Below are 26,633 nucleotides of genomic sequence, written 5' to 3'. Positions count from 1 at the left end.
CGAAAACCGATTATCTATTTAGGGGCGATGATCATTATTATCGCGCGTCCCTCCCTGAAGGGCGTTTTTTCTATCTGCGCTACATCCGCTATGTCAATCTTCAGCCTCTCAAGGACCTTGTTGCCAAGCTCGGGATGCGCCATCTCTCTCCCGCGGAAAATGAGCGTGACTTTTACTTTGTCTTTATGCTCAAGGAATTTCTTTATGAAACCTACTTTCACCTGGTAATCGTGGTCGCCGATCTTTGGCTTGAGCCTTATCTCCTTAAGCTGGGTGGCGTGCTGTTTCTTCCTGGCTTCCTTCTCTTTCTTCTCCTGCTCGTATTTGAATTTGGAGAAGTCCATTATCCTGCATACCGGCGGCTTTGCCGTCGGCGCTATCTCTACCAGATCCAGCCCTGCCTGCTGCGCGAGCTTTAGGCCCTCTTCCGGGGCCATTACTCCTAGCTGCCCGCCGTCCTCGGCTATCACCATCACCTCGCGTACCCTTATCCTATCATTTACCCTGATAGATTTTGCCTGAAACTGGATACGATCACCCCCTTTTATTTTTTACTTTTTATTTCGTTAACCAGTTTATCGATAAATTCGACGAGTTTCATCGGGCCTAAGTCGCCTTTACTCCTTTCCCTGACCGAAACGCTTTCGGCCTGGGCTTCCTTCCCGCCTACGATGAGCATATAAGGGACCTTCTGCGTCTCCGCGTCCCTTATCTTATGCTGCATCCTGGCGTTCTTGTCATCGATCTCGGCCCGTATATCATTATCGCGTAACTTCTCCGCGACCTTCTTGGCGTAATCCTTATGCTCGTCCGCAATCGGTATTATAACAGCTTGGACCGGAGAAAGCCATACCGGAAACGCCCCCGCGTAATGCTCTATCAGCATCGCCAGCGTCCGCTCGTAACAACCTATGGAAGACCGGTGTATCACCATCGGAGTCTTTTGCGTGCCGTCACTGTCCACGTATTCCATGCCGAACCTTCCGGGAAGCGCAAAATCGACCTGTATCGTTATGAGAGTATCTTCCTTGCCGAAAACATTCTTGAACTGGATATCCAGTTTCGGCCCGTAAAACGCCGCTTCATTATCGGCTTCGACGTATTTAAGTTTTATATCCTCGAGGATCTTCTTCATTACCCTCTGGGACTCTTCCCAGGCCTTCGGGTCGTCGATATATTTTTCCTTGTTCTTCGGGTCCCATTTCGAGAACCTGTACCATATCTCATCCTCGATCCCCAGGGTCCTCATCACGAATTTGACCAGGTCGAGCACTTTCTTGAACTCGTCCTCAAGCTGCCCGGGCATGCATATGATGTGCGCGTCGGCCAATGTGAACTGCCTTACCCTGGTCAACCCGTGCATCTCTCCGGACGTCTCATTACGGAATAAGACCGCGTTCTCGCTGTATCTTATAGGCAAGTCCCTGTAGCTTCTTGTCTTTGCCTTGTATATCATAAATTGGAAGGGGCAGGTCATCGGCCTTAAAGCGAGGATCTCTTCGTCTTTCCCGCTGATTATGAACATGCCTTCCCTGTAATGGTCCCAGTGGCCCGAGATCTTGTACAGGTCGCTCTTCGCCATAAACGGCGTCTTCGTAGGGAGATATCCCCTCTTCTCTTCCTCGTCCTCTATGAACCTCTGCAATATCTGGATTATCTTCGCCCCTTTTGGCATAAAGAGGGGCAGGCCCTGTCCCACGGCCTCGTTTGTCGTAAAGAGCTCGAGCATCCTCCCGAGCTTATTATGGTCCCTCTTCTCCGCCTCTTCCCTTGCCTTAAGGTAGGTATCTAATTCTTCTTTCGTCGCAAAGGCCGTGCCGTAGATGCGCTGCAGCATCTTATTCTTCTCGCTGCCGCGCCAATATGCGCCGGTCGCAGAAAGCAATTTAAACGCTTTTACCTGCCCGGTAGAATCTATGTGCGGCCCCTTACAGAGATCGACGAAGTCCCCTTCTTTGTAAAGGAACACTTCCGCATCGGGCAGGTCCGTTATAAGCTCCACCTTATACTTCTCGCCCATCTTCTCAAAGAACTTTATCGCTTCATCCCTCTTCAGGACTAAACGCTCAAATTTGAGGTTCTCCTTTATGATCTTGGCCATCTCGGCCTCGATCCTGGGAAGGTCTTCTTCCAAAAACGGCTGTGGGACGTCAAAATCATAGTAAAAACCGTCCTCTATGGCCGGTCCTATAGCCAGTTTGACGCCCGGAAACAGCCTTTTTACGGCCTGGGCCATGATATGTGACGTAGAATGTCTTAAGGTATCCTGTTCCATGGTTTACGGTAAAATGGTGGGCCTAAGAGGACTCGAACCTCTGACCTCTTCCATGTCAAGGAAGCGCTCTAACCAACTGAGCTATAAGCCCACGTGTGAAGCTAGATTATAGCCGATTAGAGGGTTTTTAGTCAAGGAGAAATAAGGGGGAAAATAACGCTAAAAGGCCCATACCAAGCAAAAGCAGGCTTGCGGGTTCGGGAACGGCGTGGGAGGTATAATACGGGTCTTGCATCGCTAACTGAAAAGCCGCCAGGCTTTCGGGGGAAGAATCTATCCGCCAATCCGCCTCTTTCAGCTTGTCGAACCAATAAAAAGCGTCTATATCCGGATAGGACTGCTTGAGCCTGCTAAAAGCCTGGGCTATCCATTGCGCCTTGCTCCCGTTGTCTAACTGGTTTCCCTCGACAGAGGCGAATTCGCCGAGCATTATTGGCTTGTCGCCGAACAGCTCCGGGTTATTCTTAAAGGCGTTGTACATCACATAAAATATATCATCGATATTCTGCCAATATGGCCATCCGGGATTTCCGTCTTCCCCTGAATTATAGCCGTCTATCCCAAGCCAATCGACGTTTTCCTTCCCGGGATAATATTGCGCTAACACCGCGGGATCGAACGGGTAGTTATTCGGGCACCAGACAAACTCGACGTTATTTGCCCCCTCTTTCTTGAATATATCGCGGACATGGTTGAATGCCTGGACGTACTCCGCGGGCTTGTCCTGCCACGGATACCAACCCGGCGTAGCCGGATCGTTATCCTGTATCATCTCGTGAGCGAAACGCATCCTTATCGGATCGGCCCAAACGCGGCTGTCTATCGCGAATTTAGTGATATAAGGATCGAAATCGCCCTTTATTATCTTATCCATGGGGAAGGTGCCGTCATTTCCGCCCAGCCTTGACCATGGTTCCCATGTAAAATTTATCGATGCCTTGGTATCGTACCCGTCATGGAACCTGACCCCGCTATTGAGGCTCTGCGCCGGGAAATCGCCGTCATTCCACGCCCAATAGACCAGGACGCTATTGACGTGCCTTCCGGCGAGGTTCTCGAAATTCTGGACCTCGGCAGCGGACGGCATCACGTGGTCTTCGTTACCCACGAAAGCGCCGATCTCCGTTTCCGCGGAAACGGCCGGCGCATAGGCGAGTATAGATAAGGCAACCGCAAGGTTTAAATGATATATTCTCATAAAAGTATCAATATAATAAAGAGGGCTCCCATCTACCTGGAGCGGAATATGGAAGCCCTCTTCGTCCCCCTACACTAACTATAACCTACTTACGCTTTTCTCTTTTTTGTCAAACCAACTAACCCTACTAAACCGCTGCCGAGCAGTAACAGGCTCGCAGGCTCAGGAACGGCGTTGTATTGAACATCGTCGACGTAGAATGTAGCGCCGGTCGGGTTATCGGTATCGTTGGCGGCAAATTCAAAACCGCCGACCACACGGCTTAAATTCTTGCCGGTTAAGTCGAAAGAATACTGCGTCCAGACAGGAGCGAGAGTAACCGTCTGCGTCATACCGGCCAGCGTATCCCCGTAATCACCGGCGATACCGCCCACCTTGAATTCCATCTTCTCTCCGCCGACAGCGCCTTTTGCCCAGAACGACATATTGCCCGCGCCGGTCAAATTCCAACCGCCGTTAGCGTCGGTACCCCAGTTGCCGTCAGGCGACAGCCAATAGACGCCGGTCCACTCTGAAGCCGCGGTACCGGATGTAAAACTTATCTTGGTTGATGTGCCGCTGACAGCCGTTTCAGAAGAACTCGTGGTAACGGCTAAACTCATGGCTGAGTGCTGACCCATCCATCCCGATGGCGAATACAGGTTTCCGGCATAGCCGCCATCTTTATAAACGTAGCCCGGCCAAGAAGAGATCGCAGGAGCAGCTTGGGCCATCGTTGGTAACGCTAACATTAACGCTACCAATACCACTAACAAAAACTTTCCCATCTTCCACCTCCTCCTTGTTAAGTTACCTTTCGTCGAAACGTGTTTATTCACGGATTAAACTAATGCTCCATTCATAAGGTTGCGATTTATTTTCGGAAGCATGTGTTGCGGTTTACGCTTCGACACGTGTTTATGACATTGCTACTATACCCCAGGAGGATAAGTATGTCAAGAGAAAAAAATTGCTATTTTTTAGTATTATTTATAGGTAATCGGGAAGGAGTTTTACCATCTCGCGTATCAAGCGCCGGCACCTGTCGAACGCGGCGTCAACGTCATTTCCTATTATAGGCGTCCAGACCCTGACGGCCGAACCCCCGCTTTTTGAGCGCTTAAGCTGGTTGATCACGAAATATATCTGTTGTTTATAATAATTACCCGTCATCATGTCGCCGGCGGTATACCAATCGAGCATCAACACCTTTCCCCTTTTCGTCTGGTATACTGTCCTGTTTACCGGCAAAACCTTGCCTCCGTCAAGCGCGACCTGCGCCTTGCCCGTCTCTAAAAGCTCGTTTGCGCCGCTTCCCAGGTAGCAATATTCGGGCGGATGGAAACTCTGCCTCTTTTGGTCGGAATATACCACCTGTACCGCGGCAGACTCATTCTTCCTGTCCGAGTATGCCCTGATCAGGACCTTGTCTGTGCCGAGTATCTCGTAAACCTGTTTTTCGTATTCCTTATCTTCGAACTTGATATCCTTCCCTGTCCACTCGCCGAGATTAAGGGGGAACTCCATTAATTTTACGGCCCGGGACGGGGCCCTTTTGACGGCAGAGATCCCGAGGACGCACGCCCCGCAAGCGGCTAAGATGACGATCGCGATTATTAAGTTGCGTTCTTTTTTGCCCACGACAACATTCTCCCTACTATTAATAACCCTGCGATAGCGAAGATATAAAGTAAGAACGCGAGGAAACCGTGCACAAACGGACCTGTTGCCACTTTCGCGTCATACGCGAAACCCACAATAAGAAGCATGACTATCCTGAATATATTAGCCGCCAAGGCGATCGGTATCGAAAGGAGGAAGAGGATAATTTTCCTTGTCCTTGACATCTTCGCCAGGTAAGCGTATAGCGCGCCTAATGCCGTCAGCGCGATCAGGGAACTCAGCCCGCTGCACGGGCTTCCTATTGTCAACGAAGTGTCCGGCTTAAGGTAAACTATGCTCCCGTCCCTTACGGCGTGTATGCCCATGAGGTTAACGATACCTGTCGCGACCTGCGCGGCCATCATCTTCATTTTAAAACTTATATTTATTATCATGACCTGGGGCAACGGGACCATGAATACCAGGAATATTACCGGGAAAGTTATTTTTTTAGTGATCTCCGGCCCATACAGATACAAGGCGAGGCCGAATATCGCCGCGATAAGGGTAAAACCCGATACGAAATTGATCTCGAAGAAATAGGCCAGGAGATGGGCCAGGAGCGCGGGAGCGAAAATAAGCAGCGCCAGGCCGGCGGGTTTAATAGCGCATTTTCTCAGTTCGTCCCTCTTCATCCAGATCAGGTAAGCAAAAACCAGGGGGACGAGGTATCCGTGGGAATAATACGATTCCACTTCATCGAAACGGGCTTTCATCCATATAAAAGTGGGCAGGTATATCAATACCAGGAGGACCGCAACTATTATCGGGCCGTATCTGGAAATATTCTTCATCTTATTTGGACTTATTCAGCCTTTCCATCTGCTGTTGGGCGGCCTGCGCGAACGGGGTCTTGGAGTATTTCTTGATTATTTCATCGTAAAGCTCGCGAGACTTTTCGAGTCGGTTGAGTTTCTGCTCATAGATAGCGGCCTGTATGAGCTTGGCCTTTGGGGCAAGCAGGGTATCGGGATAGTCATTGACGAGGCTGCCTAAATAATCCACGGCCTCATTCCATTTCTCCTGGTCGGTATAACAATTTATCACCAGGTCGATCGTAAGCAGGGCGCCGTAGGTCTTAGGATTATCCTTGACCATCTTCTTGTATTTATCCAGCGCGGCGAGATAGGCGGCGTCCGCCTCGGTGTTCTTCCCTTTTACTTTATAATACTCGGCGACATGCAGCGGCACCTGAAATGCCGTCCCTGTGTCGGTATAGTCTTTTTCTATCCTGTCAAAAGTTTCCTTCGCCTTGGGCCAGTCATCCTCCCTCTCGTATACCAACGCCGCCGCAAAAAGGCTCCTGGCGCACAGATCGATATTCGCCGGGTAATCCTTAAGGATGACCATGAATTCATCCCTCGCCTTGGAAAAATTCCCCTGCATGGCATAGAGCTGGCCTATATTAAATTGCGCCTGCCCGCTGTTAGGCCACGCCGGGTACCGGATAGTTATCTCGCGGAAAGAGTCGATGATCTTCTGGTAATCGACCGGCGTCGCTTTGTCCGGGGCCTTCAACAACTGGTTGAACGCCTTGGAAGCATGCCAGAATCTTTTTTCGGCGGAATATATCCCCGAATCGCAACCGTTCAGTATTACGGCTGCGGCGAAAATAAACGGTATGATAATCGTCTTCTTGAACAACTTTACTCCCCTTTTTCCGTTTCCTGTTTAAGGATAAAAAGATTCGCGGCGCTTAAAAAGACCAGCGCGTCGGTGACCAGGGTGAGGACGATGCTTACGCCTAAGATAACGAGGGTGACCTCGGGAACCGTCAGGTTCATAATGCCCTGTTGTTTCTGCCTGACGAATACATACAAAAACTCAAATAACCTGGGGACAAAAACCAGCACGATCGTCGTCAAGAAAACATGCCTTATGACGCTAAACGACCTTCCGATGGCCCCGAAAAAGCTTTTCCGCTCGATGATGACGGCAGGATATGCGTAGATAAAGAGCGCCTCGATAACGAAAATGACTACGATACCCGCATAGGACAGTATACGGAGCAGCAACATCGCCGTCGGCGTCGGGGGCATCAATTTTGTTATGATCAGGGGCGGAAGCTTCAAAATCGCGAGAGAGAGGATAAAAGTTATAAGCCATATTCCGACCAAGGCTAAATAGCGCCTCACCGACCTGTTGAAATTACCGAATATCTTGACCTCCCCGCCTTCCGAGTGGGCCTGTGACACCATCCCCATCGCCATGCCGTACATTACCGCTCCGACAGTTATCATAATGAAGATCTGGCCATAATAAAAAAGAGTGGGAAGAAGTTCGAAGTTGATGGGATAGTGCAGATAACGCGCCCCGGAGATAACCCCCGACGGGGTCCTAGTGGTAAAGAACGATGTAACGGGCGGTCCGAAGATGGCCAGTAAGGGCGAACGGGGTGAATAAAAAAATACGGTAAGCACCAGGGCTTCGAATATAGCTTTGATAAAAAACGGGATGAGGACGCGGGGATACTTGGCGATCATCCTGAATGTTATAGACCAGACAGAAAAACTAAGCATCTAAGTTGTTTCGAAACTTTTCTTTATGACCAGGATCTTCTTTTTGATGTCCGGTTCCTGCTTCTCATCTTCAACGAAAGAGACCCCGACATTGTAGCTGTCTGCCCTCTCGCTTCCGGCGGACCTGACCCAGCTTACTTTACCCAAAGCGTTTACCGGCTCTATATCGTTTCCCGGCACTATGCGTATAGTGATATGCATCCCCGGGACCAGCTCCTTGTTAAATTCGCTGTCCCTTTGCCCGCCTTCCTTAAGCTTGCAGGTGGAATTATGCACCCAACCGAGGCAATTTGAGCAGGAATCGCAATCCCAGGAGCGCGGCCATTCAAGCAAGGCGCCCCCTTCATTTAAATTTTTTGCTTTCAACAGGATGTCGCCGGTAATATCGACCTTTTTCTGGGGGTCGATTAGCTTACCCTTGATAGCAACATTCACGTCGACACGTTTATACTTTCTGCGTTCTGACATTCTTTCTCCTTGTGCTGCAATAAATTAAGGTTAGTATAACACAAAAGTAAACGGTGTCAATGGGTTTTGTTGCTTTTATGCCGTAATTATTTGTTTTTCTATCCCCTTTCTCAGTATATTGTTCCTGTATTCGATCGGGGAAGTTTTCATGTATCTTTTAAAAACTTTACTGAAATAATTCGGGTCCTGATATCCAACGGCATACGCGATCTGGTTAACATTCAGGTTGCGGTTTTTCAAAAGCTTGGCCGAAGCCTCCATCCTGACCTTCGTCAAATATTCTATAAAAGTGATCTTAAGCTCATCTTTGAAAATATGGCTGAAATAGTAATGGCTCAGGGCGACTTCCGCGGCTACTTTCTGGAGGGATATGTCCTTGTCGTGGTAGTTTTTCTTTATGAACGCGACAGCTTTAAGGACCGCTTCCTGGTTGCGCGAATACTGCTTGTCGGTATCGGAAACGACCAGGAAGTCGAATTCGTGCTTAAACACATAATTTACAAAAATGAACAAAAGCTCGGCCGCGCTCTTAAACTGCTCCTTCGATATCCCGGTGTTGGCGGCCTGGCTGCCGCCGTGGCACATCAAGACAGCGCCTATCGCGTTCCCCTCTATTATTATCGGGACGAACGCCAGCGGTGTTTTATTATAATCGGAGATAACGGGTTTCTTCGAGCCGGAGAGGGAATTGCACGATTTAGTTACGACGTCCAGGAACGCGGAATCTTTTTTCTTCGACGAGAGGAGGGCTTTACAGGAATGCCCGGCATACTGCGAGATTATCACGGGCTTCCCCTTCAGGTCCACGAAAGAGAATTCCATTCCCGTAAACTTCAGGAAAGCGCCCTGAAGCTCCTGCAGGATCTTTGTGCTGGCAATTCCTTTTATCGCTAACGAGCATTCCATTGTCCTTAAAATTTACTACAATTAAGCAATTTTGTCAAGGATAATAAATTACCTAAAATCAAGGAAGCCGGAATCTTTCATCCACTTATAAGTCACTAAGATCACGGCGCCCAGGGCAATGATGGCATAAAGGCCTTTTATGCCCCTGAAGCTCAGGGCGATCATCCCGAAACAGACCGACAGGAAATAAAGGGAAAGTACCACCCTTCTCTGCGATTCCTCCCGGAAAAGGAGTTTATGGTGAATATGCTCCTTGTCGGCCTGAAAGATGTGTTTCTTTTTTGCCAGGCGGCGGACGATAGCAAGCAGGGTATCGATTATCGGGACACCCAGGGCTATTACCGGGATAAAAAGAGTTATCACGGTACTGCTTTTTTGGAAACTGACTATGGATATCGCCGCCAGTATAAATCCAAGGAACATGCTGCCCGGATTCCCCATAAATATCCTCGCCGGATAAAAATTGAACGGCAGGAATCCCGCGCAGGCGCCGGTAAGGGCAAAAGCCAGGAAAGCCACAACATAATCGTGCTGTTCGACAGCTGACAGGAAGATAAAAAACGAGGCTATCGCCGAGACGCCGGCTGCGAGCCCGTCAAGTCCGTCGAGGAGGTTTATGGCATTGACGATACCGACTATCCAGAGCATCGAAAAAACGGCCCCGGAGATCCCGAGGGAGAATTTTCCGTAAAACGGTATGGTCACTTCTTCAACCGTAAATCCGCATCCGATCAGGATAGAAGCGGCTATGACCTGGAAGACGAGTTTCAGCTTCGCTTTGAGCGGTACGATATCATCTATCACCCCCAGCAGCAGGATGATCACGCTGCCTACACATAATCCCGCAAATTTCAGTGAAAACGTGCCCATCGCGCCGGGCACCGCCTTAAAAGCAACGGTTATGCCGGCGAAAAACGCCGCGGCTATCGCTATCCCTCCCAAAGTCGGCATGTTCTGCCGGTGCACTTTCCGGCCCCCGGGCTTATCGACAACCCCTAACGCCAGCGCCAACCTTCTGACTATGGGGGTAAAGACGATCGCTGCCGCTGCGGAGATGAAAAATGACGTTAAGAAATACCTGATCATAATTTATCCTCTTGTTGTTTCCGCTTTTTCCCAGGTTGCCTTTATCCCGCCTGTCAGAAACTTAATTATACCGATGGCCGAGGCCAAGTTGACCACACAAAAATAAAGGGGGATTTTGAAGATGCCTATCTTTACGTTATTTTTTTCCAGTAAATGGCCGATCGCCGCGAATATGTAAAATAGGCCCTGGCACAAAAATATAACTTTATAAAACGGCTCGTTCAGCAAAAATATATTGGATATAAACATTATAATTAAAAAAACGGGAACAAACCAGCGGATAAACTTATGGAACAGGAATTGAAATACTCTTAGAGGCCCTGACAAAATAATGATCCCGCCGACAGCAAAACCGGCTTTTAGCCCCTGCGCGATGATCCTGGCTTTCTGATTTATTCCTTCTTTTGTGCTCGCTGCGGTCTTTTCCAGGGTTATTGCTTCAGGCTCATACACAAGGCCGTATCCCTTTTTGGCTATGACCATGGGTATCACAAAGTCATCTGCCAGGGTCTCTTCGACTGTCTCGAACAGGTCTTTCCTTATGGCGTATATGGAACCGTTCACTACTAATAAAGAACGTAAGCGACTTTCGTTTGTCTTTATGAATTTTTCATATTTCCAATACAGGTCTTCGCCCTCTCCTATCAGAGATTCGTTGCGATATTTTAATTCTCCGCACGCGCAACCTATTCTTTTATCGGAAAAATTCCTTACGAGCTTTCTTATGGCTTCTTTCTCATAGAGGGAATTCGCATCGGTAAATACGACTATATCACCCTTGGCTTGCGGAACCGCTAAATTCAGTGCGGCCATTTTGCCTTTTCTGGGGTTTTGCTCGATTAATTTCAGCCGAGAATCTTTGTAACCCGCAGCGATTGCTTTAGTCTTATCAATACAACCATCCAGAATTAACAAGATTTCGAACTTATCCCGGGGATAGTCCAGAGATAGGGCATTATTAAGCTTATCGGCTATAACTTTTTCCTCGTTATGGGCAGGAACGATCAAGCTAACGTACGGTTCTATATCTTTTTTTTCGTAGGGCTTGTTCAAAACAGCGGCAAAAGCGGCCATAATAAAAGGATAGCCGAAATAACTGAACGCTATCAATACAAGGGACACCCAAAACAGCCAGACGGCGGTCATTATTTACTTTCTTTTAAGCAATAGAATAGATAGGTTGTGGCGATCTCGTTCAAAATAGGTACATTTTCCACTATTATCTCAAGCAGCAGATTGACAGGAAACAGGAAATTCGGGATAAAAGGTATCGCGAGGAGTATTCGCTTTTTAGCTATGACCTTCAATCCATTCTCCTGCAACTCCTTCTCGATGAGTTTTGCCGGAATGAATTCTTCCTTTGTCCAGAATTTCAAGAAATATTTGAATCTCGTAAGAAAAGATTTCACTATTTGCGCTATTCCTCTTGTATTAGGAGTTGACAGCACAAGCTGACCTCCTTCCTTAAGGATGCGCGAAATGTCTTTAATCGAACGATTCCAGTCGTCCCCCATATGCTCCAATGCTTCCATCTGTATTACTATGTCGAATTCGCCTTCCGCAAAATTCGTCTGTTTTGCGTCCATATACAGGAAATCTGCGGGAATTCTATTGTACTCTGCCAATTCCCTTGCGACATCGAGCTGTTCCCTGTCAAGATCTATCCCGGCCGCGCGGTGGCCTAACTGCGCAAAAAGCATTACCAGGTAACCCCACCCACACCCCTCGTCTAACACCCTGCTATTAGGCTTGATATCCAATACGTTTAAAACCACGCTAGACCTCTTGACCGTCGTATGTCTTCTTGACCAGTTAGAAAGCCACCAAAGATAAAATTTCCATTCGCCGTAATTTCTTGTTTCTTTCTCATTTTTAAAATTGAATTTTTGCGGATAATCAAAAACAAGCCTGTATTTCATTTTTACCTCATTAATTAAGCCGCTTTAATTCCAGGAAGCATCGGCCGTATACTTTATCGCATCCAGATTATTTTCAAATTGCTCCCACTCGGTATCCATAATTCCAAGGCATTTTTTCTTGCCCCGTACCGAATCGGCCCACTTCCTTATGCTCCCCTTATCCTTATAACCGGCAACTATATAGTCAAATCCCTTAGACTGGAAATACGCTGGGCTGTTCTTTATCTTGCCGAATTTGTCCGCCGATTCATACCACCATACCAGCATTATAATGTCATGGGGTATTGTTTCGATGGCTTCTGAGGTCCTTCCGACTTCCCCTCCGAATTGCACCTGCATATCTTCCACCCCTCCGTTGTGCCAGGGGTTAAGCATATCATCCCACATCATCACTTTAACGTCAGAATCGGCATTTTTTATGCATTCGTACAGCTTATTTATGTCTTCGGAGAGGATCTCGGCATTACTCATGTTCCTTTTCTTGCATCTCGAATCCCTGTTTATGCCGAATATTTCATCATGGCCTATCGAAATGTACCGCGGGTGAAGGGTCTCGATAACATCCTCCAGGGCGCCGCTCATTATCTTATAAGTCCTTTCCGATGAAGGACAGTACGGGGCAACCCAATTGGCCCATGACGCGGTCTTCTTCTCAACATAATCATAGCTCACGAGAACGTCTTCCCTGTCCCGGATTTTGCCGTCCTGCAAACGGACTATTTTCGCCGGCCTGTTGTCGTCAGGATACGGATATGACATCGGCCCGTCCACCATACTGTAATCTTTGCCCTCTTTATATACCACATCTCCTTCCGCATTCTTAACTATTATATCCGATTCGTCACATCTAATAACATTTATCAGGGCCCTTGATCGTCCAAGTGGCATTGCTTCGTCGTTCACAAATCTGAAATGCGCATCCTGCACCAATATACCTTCCGCTGTATACGGATCTTTCGAAAGGATCGGTCCTGCATAACTAAAACTATTCAGGTGCGGCACTGGTTCGACGAATCTTTCTCTGGCATATTCAAATATGTCCGTCAATTTTGCGCCGTTATCATTCTCTTTCAGGCTAAAGAACGCCCAGTTTTCGATCACAACGAGATTTATCTTAAGTTGGGCGAGATATTCGATCTGATCCTTTAATCTGTCGAAGTTTGCCGCATTTATATAAACTCCCCTTATATCAGAAATGGGATAATCCTTAATACTTGCGGCGGCAATCCGGATCCTTCCGTTGTCATCCTTTGAAATCAACTGGATAAAACTCTGAACCCCATAAAAGACTCCCGCTGGTGCATTCGCTGTTATGATCACGGCGTCGGAATATACCTCCAATAAATAGCCTTCTTTGCCGAGATTTTGGGGAAAAGAGATCCCCTTTTCCTTGAGGAGCCTTTGCATCTTATCATCGCCGGCTAAGCCTATGAAAAAACTATTAGCGGCCCTTGAATCAGGCACGCCTCGGATACCAAGTGAAATATCGAAATTTTTCAGCAGGACATTTTCAAGGTACTCGGCTATGTCCATAATCTTACTGTCGTTTCCGCAAACGCTTATGCCCCAACTTCTGTTTAAATCGACCTTGAAGTCCTTCATCTCTATTTGTTTCGGAGTCGGGAAGATTTTCCCGTCCTCAGCTTGAGAAGAACCAGAAAAAGCGGATAATAAAAGAAATGTCATTATAATGAATGCGGTGTTCTTCTTCACGTCTTCCGTCATCGCCTATTGCTCCAATATTTTTTTCGCCGCCGCAACCACTTCTTCAACGGTGATGGAACCTAAGCAACGGTAATCCCCGGTCATGCACTCGAATTTCTTTCCAAACCATCGATTGCGTAATTTTGTCTCTTTTAAAGTATCCCTGAAAAAGGGATAATAACAAGGGCTGCAATCAAGCTCTTTCTGCAGGACAACATGGCCGTCTCCCCACGGCCTGTGTATCCTTGGGTCTGCTGAGCCAAAAATACTTACGGTGGGAATTCCGAGAGCCGCCGCCATATGCATTGGCCCGGAATTATTACAAATCAAAAGCCGCGCTTGTCCGATCAATGCGGCCGTTTCTTTAAGCGAGAGTTTTCCGGCAGCAACTATTGCCTTGTTCTCCATGTATGCGATTGCCTTATCAACCGCGCCTTTATCATCGGCGCCGCCTATAAATACCACTTTTGCGCCGGATCCTTCTATCAGCGTATCTGCAACTTTCGAGAATCTTTCTATCGGCCAATTTCTATATGCCGCCGTGAATTTGCCTCCTCCAGCGTGAACGGCAATTAACAGGTCTCCGTTTTTTACGCCTTCGGACTTAAGAAAATCAAAAGCACGCTCTTTTTCTTCGCCTGACACATTTAAGACCATCGCGTTATCCTGCCCGACCGTCCCTACGCCCAAAAGGTAAAGAAAATCCATATTCATCAAGACAGCATGTTTAACCTCTTTTATTTCCGTCTGCTTGGTAAAGAGCCACCTGCATCTCCAGAAAATGCCTAAGTCTTGTCCGAGCCGTTCCTTCGCTCCGCACGCGAAGGCTATGAAAGCAGAGCGTAATCCGCTGGGATAAGCGCATATTGAAATATCATAACTGTTGCCCCTCAGACAACCCAGAAGCCCTATTATGCTCAAAAAGTTATTCGATTCTCTTGGATTAAATGCGATTATTTCATCGACATCAGGATTGCCGCTTAAAATATCCTTATTGCTGCTAAAGGTAAGCACGGAGATTTTGTCAACAGGGATTCCCTTTTTGAGGGCATGCAAAAACGGCGTTAACAAAAGCAGGTCGCCTATACCCTGCAGGGATACTACCAAAATGTTTTTGGGTTTGTCTTTGTTCATTTATCGATCAAGGACCTATAAGCTATCTCGTATTCTTTTATCATCTTGTTGCGGGAAAACCGGTCTTCTATAGTGCGCCTTGCGGAATCTCCCATTTCCATTCTTTTGTTATCATCAGAGAATAATATCAACATTGCTTTCCCGATCTCTTCGGCACTACCTGGTTTCACCAATAATCCGTTATCGCCGTTTTTTATTATCTCCTGTGCGATCCCGACAGCCGTGGCAACCACGGGTTTCCCGGCGGCCATTGCTTCGACCAAGGCCAACCCGAAACTCTCCCTCAAGGAAGAAGAGACGAATATATCAAGTGCAGCATAAACATTCTTAACGTCTTTCCTGAAACCAAGGAAAACAATCTTTTCTTTTATCCCAAGCCTTTGGGCCCGGGCAATAAGACTATTTTTAAGATCGCCATCCCCGGCGATTAAAAATTTTATGTCGGAACATTTTCCCAGAATCTCTTTTGCCGCATCCAGCAAATATTCGTATCCTCGTTCAAGGCTTAACCTTCCAACCGAGCCGACGATTATAGTCTCCGGTCCGGCGCCAATCTCTTTTCTTATATCCGAACCTGCGCCGCTCCGGATATCCGAATAATCCAAGGCGTTCTCTATGATTTTTAACTTATCTTGCGGAATACCTGCCTTCGCTAGTTCATTCTTCATCGCGCCGGATACCGCTATTACCTCGTCAAAAGCCCTCAAGAACATCGAATCGATCCATTCATATAGCTTTATTTTAGGATCTATATAGAGCCATCCGTGCGCCGTGGCTATCGTCCTTGCGTTCGTGTGTCTCGCCGCCAGAAAGCCTATTATATCACTCCTGTATTCATTGGCATGTAAAATATCTATCTTGTTTGTTAATAATATGTTACGTAGCCTGCCTATTGACGAACGGTCAAATTTTCCTTTTAATTTTACTATCTCGACCCGCAGGCCGCTGTTCCTTGCTTCCGAAGCTAGAGGCGGCAATGCATCTCCTTCTCCCTGCAACACTATGATAAGCGGATCGAATGCCTCTCTGTCTATTCCTTCCGCGATCGATAATATTATTTTCTCCGCCCCCAAGAGGATATTTCTACCCCTTTGGCTACCTCTCAAAAAAGCAACATTTATCTTGTCCATTTATGAATTTATTCCTGTTTAATCGACATTCGCCTCAACACCACGGCCAACGGTATCATGATCCAAAAGATCTGAAGCTGAAGATAGGAAATAAACATGCCTCCTAACAAATAAACCAGCAGGCTTATCTCCAAAGCGCCGGATATTTCAAAAAATAATGAATCATCTTTTTCCTTAAAATTATTTTTCGCAACCCTGAAATCCCTAAATGTATAAAAAAGGAGGAATAGCAGCAACAGTAAACCGAAAAGACCGGTCTCTGCCGCCGTGTGAATGTATAGGTTATGGGCATCAAGTCTTAACTTATACTGGATATCCGAGGAAGTTACGGCTTTCATGATATAGGCATTGCGAAATAAGCCGAATCCCACTCCCGTAAAAGGATTTTCTTTTATCATTTCCAGGCCCACCTTCCATCCCGTGAGCCTGACGTCTATCGCCGTGTCCCCTCCCTTGAACATGCTTTGGGCTCTTTCCAAATACTTTGAGGGAACCAGCGGTAGAAATATGCCTATGGCCGCAACAAACAATAATATTCCTAATATTTTTCGCTTTCTGAAAATCCTGACGCCGATCGAAAAGAACAAGACAGATAACAACTGGATTAAGCCCGCTCTGGAATAGGTTAGAATGGTTGTTACTATTAGTATACCCACTACTCCGACCATAATCGCCTTTATCGACAACTTTTTGTAACAAAAGAAAAGCCCTATCGCTAACGGAAGAGAAATCGTCAAGTCCATAGCAAAGACGTTGGCATCTTCCGCAAGCCCGCTGATCCTAAGTATGCCTTCGGGAGCATAATAGACCCCTATATGGTTTATATATTGGTAGATACCTATAAGTGCCGAGACAAAACTTATACCGACGATAAACCAAATCAAAAACACGATCTGCCCTTTCGTCCTTATCATATTAGTTATGGCGAAATACAGCACCAAGGATTTTACGGCGATTTCGAGCCAAACAGGGAAACTTATTTCAAAATTCTTAAATGTCGTCGCAAAAGCAATAGCAAAAAACAAGGCAATAAAAAGATTTTGCGGGGCCTTCACTAAACGGAAATCCCTGTATATTATCGTATGGAACGCCCATATGAAAAGCACGGCGAAAGCAAGGTTCCTCGCAGGATGCAATTCTTGCAAAGAAGTGAGCCAATAAGTCGGATGGAAGAACGCGCCAACTAGGAAAATCAGAATTCCAACATACAAATTAAAGAATATTATCAGGCCTAATACAAATCCGAGATACAGGAATAGTACGATTTGCCAGGGCAGGATAAGAAAGCTTGCTCCTAAGCATAATGCCGAGAAGGCAATGAATATCTTGATCAAAGCCGGTAGTTCTATTAACGGCTTTTCTTCTTCGAGAAAAATTTCTGGTCTTCTTCCCATTCTTTTTTGTTAAGCCTCACAATTCTAGGTTTAAAAGCCCATTGCAGCATACTGGAACTTCTGAATATTATATTTTTGAATTTTTGCTTCCTTGATGACGGACCCAGAAGATACCCTGCTGACGCCGCTGTTATCAGCCATATCATCGTTATTATCACTGTCAGTCTGTGCATAACGACAGCCCACATGCCGTAGTGCTTAAGATAAAACGCTTCCATTGTTTCCCGTGCGTGCATTACCATCTCTTTCTTGTACGGTATCTGTTCGCTGCTTCTTCCTCCGAAATGTATAATCTCCGCCTCCGGCAGATACCATACCTTCCAGCCTGCTTTTTTGACGCGATAACACAAGTCTGTGTCTTCGGTATACATGAAGAAATTCTCGTCAAATAATCCGACCTCTTCCAGCGCAGATCTGCGCAACAACATGCAAGCTCCAGAAAGTAACGGCACTTCTCTCCCATCGTTATGGTCCCAGTAGCTCATCAGATATTTCCCGAATATCTTACTTTTCGGGAATCTCTTGTATAAAGAGCTCAATATAAAGAAATCGATCAATGGAGTAGGAAAATTGCGGGCGCATTCTAACTGTATACTACTGTCCTCATTTAATATTTTCGGTCCTACCGCACCGACTCTGGAATTTTTGTCCAGAAAATCAACCAACAGCTGCATACTGCCGGGCAGGACGATGGTATCGGGATTCAGTATCAGGATGTATCTGCCGCACGACTGCTTGATCGCAATATTGTTTGCCTTCGCAAATCCAAGATTTTCTTTATTACCGATCGGCTTCACGTCAGGGAATTTCTCCCTGACCATCGCGATGCTTCCATCGGATGAATTGTTGTCGACTACTATAATCTCAAGTATCAAATCTTTCTTTTCTTTGAAAATCGAGGTCAGGCATTTATCCAGATAATCTTTGACGTTATAGCTTATTATCGAGATCGATAAATCCACCATCCGGTTGCTCCTTGGGTAATGTCCTTTTAATGATCTTTGAAAATATCGAAATATCCTTTTCGTCCAGGTATTTTAGCATATAGATAAGGGTTATATAAATGAGCGCCCCTATAGTGATCAGTAAGAGCAAATTGGAATTTCTGAAACAATAAAGCACGATAGCCATAGCCATGCTGGCTAATGCCGGCTTGTACACCATCTTAAATATGCCGGTCCGTAAGGACAGGTACTTGTTGATCACCCACAGAAAGAGGATCGCATTTATAATCTCCGATAATACGGTAACGGCGGAAGCGCCTATGTAGCTGGCCTTCGGGATTACAATGAGGTTTAAAATTATATTCGCTGCCATGCTTATTCCCACAACAACAGCAACTTGCGCCTGTTTTCCAGCGGCATACAAAACATACATGTTTATGGAATTGATAAATATCCAGGGGAGAGCCCAGATAATAATCTGAAGCGCAATCACGGATTGTTTAAAACCTGAGGAGTAAAACAAAATTATTATTCTCTCGGATAATACCATGGTCCCGGCCGATATAGGAATCCCTATTAGTACCAGATATTTTATGGACCTTTCCCAGCTAAAGGCAAATATGTCTTCCGAAAATTCTGCGGAACGCGACAGGGAAGGGAAAATAGCCAGAGTATAGCTTACAGATATGAACATAATGGCTGAAAGCAAATTATAAGCGGCATTATACCAACCTACCACTTGATCATTTATCATAAGCGAAAGCATTACCGTATCTATCTTAAAATAGATCAACCCCATCATGCCTATTAGCGCGAACGGGATGGATTTGATAAACAGCTTTTTGCACAACGACAGGTCTATTTTGGCAAGCAACTTTCCGTAAAGCTTCGAACAGACCGCCCAACCGGAAATTGCTCTTATAAGTTCGCTTATAGCAATAGCTCCTATCAACAGAATTAAATTCTTATTGAAATATAACGCCAGGCAGCTGAAAAAGATAACGATTACCTTTGAAACGACCAGGAGATGCGCCTTGATGTCCAATCTTTCGTGAGCATTTAATACCGCTGAAAAAATATTCGCCGATGCCGTAAATATCAGCGTAATTCCAGCGACGCATGAACCGTAAAAAACGTCCGTAGGCTTATTTATAAAACATGAGGCGCAAATCAATAAAGTGCCAGCTATGACGGAAAGGGCAAATTTCAGGAATAGGGCACTCGATAGATACGCCAGGGTCCTGTCTTTTTGTTTCGCTACTTCACGGGTAACCAGGCCATCAAGCCCAATATCGGCAATGATCTGAAACAACATCATCAAAGTTATTATAAAAGCGTACTGGCCGAACTTAACGTCTCCCATCCACCTCGCTATCGCAATGGAAAGGATTAACGCCAAGACTTTATTAATTATCTCGGCTGCCATCATGGCCAATGAATTTTTTGCTATTCTAGAAACGGATTCCATTAAAACGCTAGCCTCTTATAAATTAAAAAACCAAAATCCATGTCGCGGGATTTTGGTTTAATTCACCGAATGAGCCTCCTTAAGGAACTACAGATGCCGGTGAATATACTCAGGAATATGATATTCTACGCCTGTAAGGACATACCCCATTATATTCGCGCCGACACTCTTCAGGATGCTCTCCGCGCGGGCTACCACTTCCCGGCGTGTCTTTCCCGCCCTTACCACTATTATAACGCCATCGACCACTTTACTCAATATCCTCGGGTCTGCGAACGGTATGACCGCGGGCGTATCCAGGACTACCGCCTCAAACTGCGGCCTTACCTCCGCCAGAAGGGCCTTCATCCTGTCTGAGGCTAGCAATTCGTTCGGATTAGCGGGCGCCTGCCCCGCCGGCAGTACTACCAGGTTCGCGATATCGGTCTTTACCAGCGCTTCTTCTAATTTCAGGTTTCCCGACAGGACGTCGGCAAGTCCCCTGTCGCTCCTTACCCCCAGCAATGAATCTACGGCTGGTTTACGTATATTGCAGTCGATAAGCAGGACCGGTTTCCCGAAATCCTGGGCCATGACTACCGCGAGGTTCGTCGCCGCGACCGATTTACCTTCGCCGTTAGCGGAGCTGGTGACAACTATAACTTTTATGTTAAAGTTCTTCTCCGAAGAGCAGGCATGCATCCTCAGGACGCGGAACTGCTCCGCTACAGGACCGGTGGGATTATGATAAGCCACGATCTTTTTGCTTATTCCGGTTGAGCGTATCTGGCTTTCTGGCCTTTTAGCGGCCTCATACACAGGCGCCTCTTGAGGAGCCTGCTGCTTCTCCTTTTCCGGAAGTGACGGCGGAGGGGTAATTATCGGAGCCCTGTCCTTCTGCAAAGCTTCACCTTTCTCTTCGGCGGCTTTTTTCAGGGCATCGCTTAATTTTTTGAACCCGTTGCCGTTATTTGCCATATTGTTTCGCCTCGGCAGTCTTTTCTTTGTTGGCTATCTCGATGACTTTATTCTTTACCTCTTCCTGCCTGGCATTTGAGTAACTCGCGGCGACGGCGAAAAAGACGATATACAATATTATCACCGTCACCCCGACCACGCGCTGCCTTGCATTCCGGGCCATTACCTCGTTACGGTCGACAATGGTCGCCACGGCCCCCAATATCTCGAATTTCAAAAATGCCCTCGCGTCCTCCACCCCCCTGAAGGAATGGTCCGCGAATTCAGCCATGAATACGCAGCCGAAACCGGAAAGGACTCCCAATATGAAAGCGACTATCCCTATCAGCAAGATCTCCGGTTTGGAAGGCTTAAGCGGGAGCCTGGCATCGTCCAGGATCGTATATTTAGTGCCTTTCTCCTCGGCCTCGGATGTCGCGAGTTTATTCTCTTCCACTTTTAGCACCAGCATTTTATATATATTGTCATTTACTTCGGTATCTCTCGTAAGCAGGGCCAGTTTCCTGTCCTGTTCCGGCAGTGTCTCGATCCTCTTTTCGTATTCCCTGACCAGCCCCTGCAGGTTCTTCTCCCGCACCCTTAATTCATCCGCCTCTTTTTGGGCATCTCTAAGTCTTTGCTCAAGCCTCTTGAAAAAAAGGGGCGCGGTCTGGGCGGTCTCTCCTCCGACCAGTTTTTCGGTCTCGAGCCGCAGTTGATCGCGCGTCTCTTCCATCTCGACCTGCAAAGAAGAGATGTCAGGCGAATCAGGAGTAGTCTTTATAAGCTCCTCTTGCTGAGATTGTAACGATTGTAACTTGGAATTAAGCCGGCTGACCGCAGGATTAAGGTCTATCGACTCGGCCGTTATTATGACCGGCTCCCTCCCCGCTAATTGTCTTTTTACCAGGTCTATCTTGTTCTGGGCTTCTTTTATGCTCATTTGGATGGCCGTAAGCGATGTCTGGTAATTAGTGAGCATGGAGACGTTATAATCGAGTTCCTTCCCTGGCAGCTGCATTGGATACTGGGCCCGGAATTCGAAAAGGGCTTTTTCCGAGTCTTCGAGTTTTTTCTTATAAAGCTGGGCGTGCTGTTCTGCGAATTTAACGGCGTCCTGGGCTTGCTCGGTCTTTTTTGATTTATTTTCGTCTATAAAGATCTTTACCAGCGTCCTTACGGCGTCCCTTGATACAACCGGATTTTTATCTTCGTATGAGATCTGGAAAACGTCCGGAGAACGCATTCTTACGTCGGTCCGGTTACGTATGCCTAATAGCAGTTTTTCATAAGCGACTTGGTCGGCAACCCCCTTATCCATGCCAAGGGTCTTTACCAACACTAAAAGATGCGGGTAGTTTAAGATCTTTTCGGCTAATGTCTTGAGTTGCTCTGCGAGCGTAGGAGGCTGGCCCGTAGAAGAAACATATGCCGGTTCTTTGGTCGCGAGCGGATTTACGGGTTTCTCTTCTTCGACGAGTATAAGGACCGATGACTTGTAATATTTGGGCAGAAAAAAACTGCCTATGCTGGCAGTAAAGAAGACGATGACGAAAGGCATCATAAAAAACCATCTGCGGTGGAAGATTATCTGTAGATAATCGCGTAGCGAACCTTGGTCCTCATGCGTTGTCGTGGTCATGGTTTAATACTCATCGCCGCCGTCTAACAATCTCTGAATATCTTTTCTTATCGCCTCGCTCTTCTTTTCTTTCTCTACGGGGGTGATCAGTACCCCGCCGGACTTTTCTATGGCATCGGTGACGATATCATCCGGCCTCTTGGTCCTGTTGACGGTTTCTTGGTACTCCTGTCTCGAAATCGTCTGGCGGTTATTATTAGTCAGGATATGAGGGGTGACGAAGACTATCACCTCTCTCTTCTGGTCCTGGTAATTCTTATTCCTGAAGAGCATGCCGACCAGGGGCAGGTCCCCCAATACCGGGATCTTATTTACCGTCAGCTTCTTCTGGTTCTTGATGAGACCGCCCAGGACTATCGTCTCGCCGTCCCTGACCATCATCACTGTGTCGGCCTGGGTGGTATCCTTGGCCACGACGTTGTCGACCTCGGGTACCCTTCTCGCGGTGCTGATCTCGGGGTGGATCTTCATCGTGACATAATTATCTTCGCCGATCTGCGGCGTGACTTCCAATTTTACGCCGACATCTATATATTTTATATCCTGGACGAGCAAGTGGGTTATCGGGTCGGTCGTCGCCACCGCGTACGGCTCACTGCTCCCGACGAGTATATTCGCTTTCTCGTTATCTATGACCACGATCCTCGGGCTCGAAAGGACCTCGGTATTCGCGTTGCTCTTGAGGGCGTCTATAACGATATTATATTCGTCGGCGGTAAGGCTTCCGATCTTAAAGAAACCCGCCGGTCCCGCCGCCGGGAGTCCGGAGGCAAACATCGCGGCTGTGTTTACAAGCGCGGGATGGTGGGCAGCTTTGCCGCTGGCATCGACCGGGAGCTGCATCAATTGCTGCCATTGTATTCCTAGCTTCGTCCCTTCATCGAGGGTGACCTCTAATATCATCGACTCTATGAGCACCTGCTTATGCTGGGAATCCCATCCCCCGATAAAACCATCTATGTTTTTCAGTATGACCGGCGTCGCCCTGACGGTTATGCTGTTAGTCCTTTCGTCGATATATACGTCGCCCTTCTCTTTGGGGATCACCTGGAGTATCTTCGGTTCGACATCCTTGGCCTTGGAATACAAAAGTTTATATTCTTTCGTCTCGGTAGGCCGGTCGAGTTCCTTAAGCGCGATCTCGATCTCTTTTACCTTTTCCGGAGTGTCTGTCACTATTACCTGGTTGTTCTTCTCATTCGTCTCTATCCTGCCGCGGGCGGTCTTCATCGAAAGCAGGACTTTCTTCAGGTCGGTAACATCCGTATATTCAAGAGAAAACACCTTCGTCTCGAGATTTACGAAACGCTCCTGCTGCTCCGAGTCCTGGTATGTATAGACGGATATTATCCCGTTTTCTATGGAATACAGGTAATTATTCGCCTTCAGGACCGAGTCGAGGGCCTGGATCACGCTTACGTTGTCAAGTTTTACGGTGACCGTACCTATGACATTATTGCTCAGGGCTACGTTCATTCCGCTCTGGTCGGCTATCATCTTGACGACCGCGTCTATATTCATGTTCTGCACGTCTAGGGTGATCGTCTTATCGTCCTGGGCGCAGGCGGGATGGGCAAACACCAAAAGGAAAACCGTGACGAAGCTGCAAAACAAAAGTTGCCTGCTAAATCTCATTCGTGATCTCCTTTACGGCGCGGCAGGTCTTGTTCCTGCCTTCGGCCTTGGCCCTGTATAACGCCCTGTCGACGTGCTTTATGAGTTCCGTTTTCGAGACCGCTATGTCGGGATAGCTCGCGGCCCCGATGCTCGCTGTCAGGTTTATTACGTTCTCTTTTGTTCCGAAAGCGTAATTCTTTATGACCATCCTTATCCTGTCGGCCAGGACAAACGCGCCCTCCAGGTCCGTCTCCGGAAGTATTATCGCGAATTCCTCGCCGCCGTACCTCGCCACGATATCCACCTCGCGGCATATCTTCTTGAATATTTGGGAGACTTCTTTCAATACCTCGTCGCCCTGGGGATGGCCGTAGCTGTCGTTTATCTTCTTGAAGCTGTCCAGGTCGATCATTATGAGGCCGAATGGCTGCCTGTACCTGGCCGATCGCAGTATTTCCTTGTCGAGCGCGTCGTTAAAATACCTGTAGACATAAAGGCCGGTAAGGCCGTCTGTTATCGAAAGCTCGGTTATCTTCTTGTGGAGCATGGTATTGTTTATCGCGATGCTTGAATGGCGGGATATGATCGAGAAGACTCTCAGGTCTTCGCCGCTGAAGGCGTTCGGGAATGAATTGGCGACTGCCAGCATGCCGATAGGCTTCTCGCCGGCCAAAAGTAATTGCGCCTGGAAAGAGCTGAGGATATTCCTGTCTTCGGCGGATGAGTCTATTAAATTTCCGCTGTCTCGAGCCTGATCAACCGAAACTTGTTCCGGCAACAGTCTCCCCCCTGTTAACCTGTTGAACGTTTCTATGATCTTCAGCTTAAAGTTGTCAATCTCCTGCTGGGTAGCCGGGTATTTTACCTCGACTATTATCCCCGTCTTTTTTTCCTCATCCACAAACAATAAGCCGCATAGATGACAATCGATGGAGCGCTCGATTATCTCCAAAATCGCGTCTATTATCTCCTTATAATCGAGCCTCGAGTATATTATATTACTAACTTCCTGCGAGATTGTCAACTCATATAATTCGTCATCGAGCGAACGGGCGATATCTCCGAGGATCTCCTTGCTGATCTTGAGTTTTTCTATTTTTTCGTTGGCCTCTTCGAGCTCTTTCTGCCAATGCGAGGATTCGATCGCTATAGACATCTCATTTGTGAGGATCGTCAGGAGCGCAAGGTCGTATTCCGTAAAAGGCTCCTTCGTTGATTTATTGTTTACGTTGATCACGCCTACGATCCTGTTCTTTATCCGGATGGGCGCGCTCAATAAGGACGATGTATAATATCTCTTGGAATTCTGGCGGGAGAAACGCTCGTCGGTCTCGATGTTCCTTATCAGTAACGGGCTCCCCGCCTTCGCCACCCAACCGGAGATCCCCTTGCCCACCTTTATGCGGGTCTTATTAATTACGTCGGCGCTTAATCCTTTGGAGGCCTTGATAACAAGCTCCTGCGCGGGTTCGTCGACGAGCATCAACGACCCGAGTTCGGAACTCAGCATCGTCGTTATCTTATCGAGGACTTCGTTAAGGATACCCTTGACCTCTTCCGACGATAAACCGTTATACGACTGGTAAGCGCTCACAAGCTTTACCAGGACTTTCTTGAAATGTTCGCTGTCGAGCTGGAATTTATTCGACAGGACGCGGTTCTCTATGAGATCGAGCGATTTTTCCAGGTTATCCTTAAAATCGGATTTTGCCGTAAACCTGATCATGTTCTGTTCGGGCTGAGATTTCATGCCGCAGAACCTGAACATACCCCTTTCGCTGGTGACGCAGATCAGGATGGGGATGTGGCCGTTCTTGGGGTCGTCCCTGAGGAGTTTATATACGGAACTGCCGTTTATGTCTGTAATGCCGGGATTAAGCATGATGAGTTCGGGCGATTCCTCGCAGACCAGCTCTATGCCGTCCAGCCCGTTGGCCGCTAACAAAGGAAGGTAGCCCTTCTCCGAAAAGATATCGGAGATATCCTGCGCTACCGTCGGATTGTTCTCTATTATTACTACTTTTTTCTTTTCCATTCTCCAGTCCCATCAAACAAAAAGGAGCCTAATTTCCGGCTCCGGTTTTATATTTATGTTACCCTAGCTTTGTATAAACTACACCCAACGCATACATTTGTCAAGGAAAATATCTTGCTTTTTAGTGGTAATTTGTTGACGAGATGGTGCCGGGAGAGGGGGTCGAACCCTCATAACCTTACGGTCGCGGGATTTTAAGTCCCGTGCGTCTGCCAATTCCGCCATCCCGGCGTTTGGCGCTTATAATAGATAAATCTGGAGGCGACGACCGGAATCGAACCGGTGGATCGCGGTTTTGCAGACCGCTCCCTTAGCCACTTGGGTACGTCGCCTTAAACAAAAGGCACCGGAGTATTGTAACCCAAGTGCCTTTCTTTGTAAATACCCTAAAATGTTAACAATTATTTATTTTATCTTTACGTAACCGCCCTTATAGAGGCTTACGCCTGCAGATCCGCCGCCATGCCCGGCGACTGTGCACGTCAGGACAGCAGTATTTGATGATGTAGTGGTAAAAGGCTGTGTCGTCCAGCTGCCGTAAGAAGCTCCGCCCACCGGACATTTTAATACGTTAGCATCGTCAACCTCTGCGTCCGTATACAATGTGTTCGGTGAGC

General features: G+C 47.3%; 23 protein-coding genes, 3 tRNA genes and 1 pseudogene. All 27 read right to left on the bottom strand.

Features of this window, described 5'->3' with window-relative positions; all coding sequences use genetic code 11:
• Positions 1-14: 14 nt before the first annotated feature.
• A complete protein-coding gene (gene infC / locus WC317_05000) occupies positions 15-530 on the bottom strand; it encodes a translation initiation factor IF-3 (protein MFA5339485.1) in 516 nt (171 codons plus the stop codon).
• Positions 531-544: 14 nt separating this feature from the next.
• Positions 545-2,254, bottom strand: a pseudogene (thrS, locus tag WC317_04995) (threonine--tRNA ligase).
• Between the two features lie 35 nt (positions 2,255-2,289).
• Positions 2,290-2,366: transfer RNA gene (locus WC317_04990), tRNA-Val, on the bottom strand.
• A 36-nt stretch (positions 2,367-2,402) separates the two neighbouring features.
• A complete protein-coding gene (locus WC317_04985; protein MFA5339484.1) occupies positions 2,403-3,473 on the bottom strand; it encodes a glycosyl hydrolase in 1,071 nt (356 codons plus the stop codon).
• Positions 3,474-3,562: 89 nt separating this feature from the next.
• A complete protein-coding gene (locus WC317_04980) occupies positions 3,563-4,075 on the bottom strand; it encodes a PEP-CTERM sorting domain-containing protein (GenBank protein ID MFA5339483.1) in 513 nt (170 codons plus the stop codon).
• Positions 4,076-4,442: 367 nt separating this feature from the next.
• Complete coding sequence (locus WC317_04975) at positions 4,443-5,093, bottom strand: exosortase C-terminal domain/associated protein EpsI (GenBank protein ID MFA5339482.1); 651 nt, start codon at positions 5,091-5,093, stop codon at positions 4,443-4,445.
• On the bottom strand, positions 5,069-5,908 hold the full coding sequence (locus WC317_04970) for an exosortase/archaeosortase family protein (GenBank protein ID MFA5339481.1): 840 nt from the start codon (positions 5,906-5,908) through the stop codon (positions 5,069-5,071). Before WC317_04970 ends, WC317_04975 begins: the two co-directional genes overlap by 25 nt.
• Position 5,909: 1 nt before the next feature.
• Complete coding sequence (locus WC317_04965; GenBank protein MFA5339480.1) at positions 5,910-6,758, bottom strand: tetratricopeptide repeat protein; 849 nt, start codon at positions 6,756-6,758, stop codon at positions 5,910-5,912.
• Positions 6,759-6,760: 2 nt separating this feature from the next.
• Positions 6,761-7,633, bottom strand: a complete 873-nt coding sequence (locus WC317_04960; protein ID MFA5339479.1) for a hypothetical protein — start codon at positions 7,631-7,633, stop codon at positions 6,761-6,763.
• Entirely contained in the window at positions 7,634-8,101 is a 468-nt protein-coding gene (locus WC317_04955) for a hypothetical protein (protein ID MFA5339478.1), read from the bottom strand.
• A 75-nt stretch (positions 8,102-8,176) separates the two neighbouring features.
• Positions 8,177-9,007: a helix-turn-helix domain-containing protein gene (locus tag WC317_04950; protein ID MFA5339477.1), complete on the bottom strand. Its 831-nt coding sequence runs from the start codon at positions 9,005-9,007 to the stop codon at positions 8,177-8,179.
• A 48-nt stretch (positions 9,008-9,055) separates the two neighbouring features.
• Positions 9,056-10,093 (bottom strand): MraY family glycosyltransferase, encoded by a 1,038-nt coding sequence (locus tag WC317_04945; GenBank protein ID MFA5339476.1) that lies wholly within the window; start codon positions 10,091-10,093, stop codon positions 9,056-9,058.
• Positions 10,094-10,096: 3 nt separating this feature from the next.
• On the bottom strand, positions 10,097-11,167 hold the full coding sequence (locus WC317_04940; protein ID MFA5339475.1) for a glycosyltransferase family 2 protein: 1,071 nt from the start codon (positions 11,165-11,167) through the stop codon (positions 10,097-10,099).
• Between the two features lie 71 nt (positions 11,168-11,238).
• Complete coding sequence (locus tag WC317_04935) at positions 11,239-12,012, bottom strand: methyltransferase domain-containing protein (GenBank protein ID MFA5339474.1); 774 nt, start codon at positions 12,010-12,012, stop codon at positions 11,239-11,241.
• Positions 12,013-12,036: 24 nt separating this feature from the next.
• Entirely contained in the window at positions 12,037-13,737 is a 1,701-nt protein-coding gene (locus WC317_04930) for a glycoside hydrolase family 20 zincin-like fold domain-containing protein (GenBank protein MFA5339473.1), read from the bottom strand.
• A 3-nt stretch (positions 13,738-13,740) separates the two neighbouring features.
• Positions 13,741-14,850: a glycosyltransferase family 9 protein gene (locus tag WC317_04925; GenBank protein ID MFA5339472.1), complete on the bottom strand. Its 1,110-nt coding sequence runs from the start codon at positions 14,848-14,850 to the stop codon at positions 13,741-13,743.
• A complete protein-coding gene (locus WC317_04920; GenBank protein MFA5339471.1) occupies positions 14,847-15,980 on the bottom strand; it encodes a glycosyltransferase family 4 protein in 1,134 nt (377 codons plus the stop codon). Before WC317_04920 ends, WC317_04925 begins: the two co-directional genes overlap by 4 nt.
• Before the next feature lie 8 nt (positions 15,981-15,988).
• A complete protein-coding gene (locus WC317_04915; protein MFA5339470.1) occupies positions 15,989-17,374 on the bottom strand; it encodes an O-antigen ligase family protein in 1,386 nt (461 codons plus the stop codon).
• Entirely contained in the window at positions 17,329-18,339 is a 1,011-nt protein-coding gene (locus WC317_04910; protein MFA5339469.1) for a glycosyltransferase family 2 protein, read from the bottom strand. The genes WC317_04915 and WC317_04910 overlap by 46 nt, the downstream gene beginning before the upstream one ends.
• The gene (locus WC317_04905) at positions 18,305-19,786 is read right to left on the bottom strand and encodes a flippase (GenBank protein ID MFA5339468.1); all 1,482 of its coding nucleotides are present in this window, start codon (positions 19,784-19,786) and stop codon (positions 18,305-18,307) included. Before WC317_04905 ends, WC317_04910 begins: the two co-directional genes overlap by 35 nt.
• 87 nt (positions 19,787-19,873) lie before the next feature.
• Complete coding sequence (locus WC317_04900) at positions 19,874-20,743, bottom strand: CpsD/CapB family tyrosine-protein kinase (protein MFA5339467.1); 870 nt, start codon at positions 20,741-20,743, stop codon at positions 19,874-19,876.
• A complete protein-coding gene (locus WC317_04895; GenBank protein MFA5339466.1) occupies positions 20,733-22,364 on the bottom strand; it encodes a GNVR domain-containing protein in 1,632 nt (543 codons plus the stop codon). The genes WC317_04900 and WC317_04895 overlap by 11 nt, the downstream gene beginning before the upstream one ends.
• 3 nt (positions 22,365-22,367) lie before the next feature.
• The gene (locus tag WC317_04890; GenBank protein ID MFA5339465.1) at positions 22,368-23,999 is read right to left on the bottom strand and encodes a secretin N-terminal domain-containing protein; all 1,632 of its coding nucleotides are present in this window, start codon (positions 23,997-23,999) and stop codon (positions 22,368-22,370) included.
• On the bottom strand, positions 23,989-26,016 hold the full coding sequence (locus WC317_04885; GenBank protein MFA5339464.1) for a diguanylate cyclase: 2,028 nt from the start codon (positions 26,014-26,016) through the stop codon (positions 23,989-23,991). The genes WC317_04890 and WC317_04885 overlap by 11 nt, the downstream gene beginning before the upstream one ends.
• A 144-nt stretch (positions 26,017-26,160) precedes the next feature.
• Positions 26,161-26,247 (bottom strand) — tRNA-Leu (locus tag WC317_04880).
• 25 nt (positions 26,248-26,272) lie between these two features.
• Positions 26,273-26,348: transfer RNA gene (locus tag WC317_04875), tRNA-Cys, on the bottom strand.
• Positions 26,349-26,421: 73 nt separating this feature from the next.
• The coding region (locus WC317_04870; protein ID MFA5339463.1) for a hypothetical protein at positions 26,422-26,633 on the bottom strand (212 nt) is incomplete at its 5' end.

This window comes from Candidatus Omnitrophota bacterium (assembly GCA_041653595.1).
In the GTDB taxonomy this organism is placed as follows: Bacteria; Omnitrophota; Gorgyraeia; order Pluralincolimonadales; family Pluralincolimonadaceae; genus Pluralincolimonas.
The sequence above is the reverse complement of the archived record's forward strand: the minus strand, read 5'-3'. Positions and strand labels throughout refer to the sequence as shown.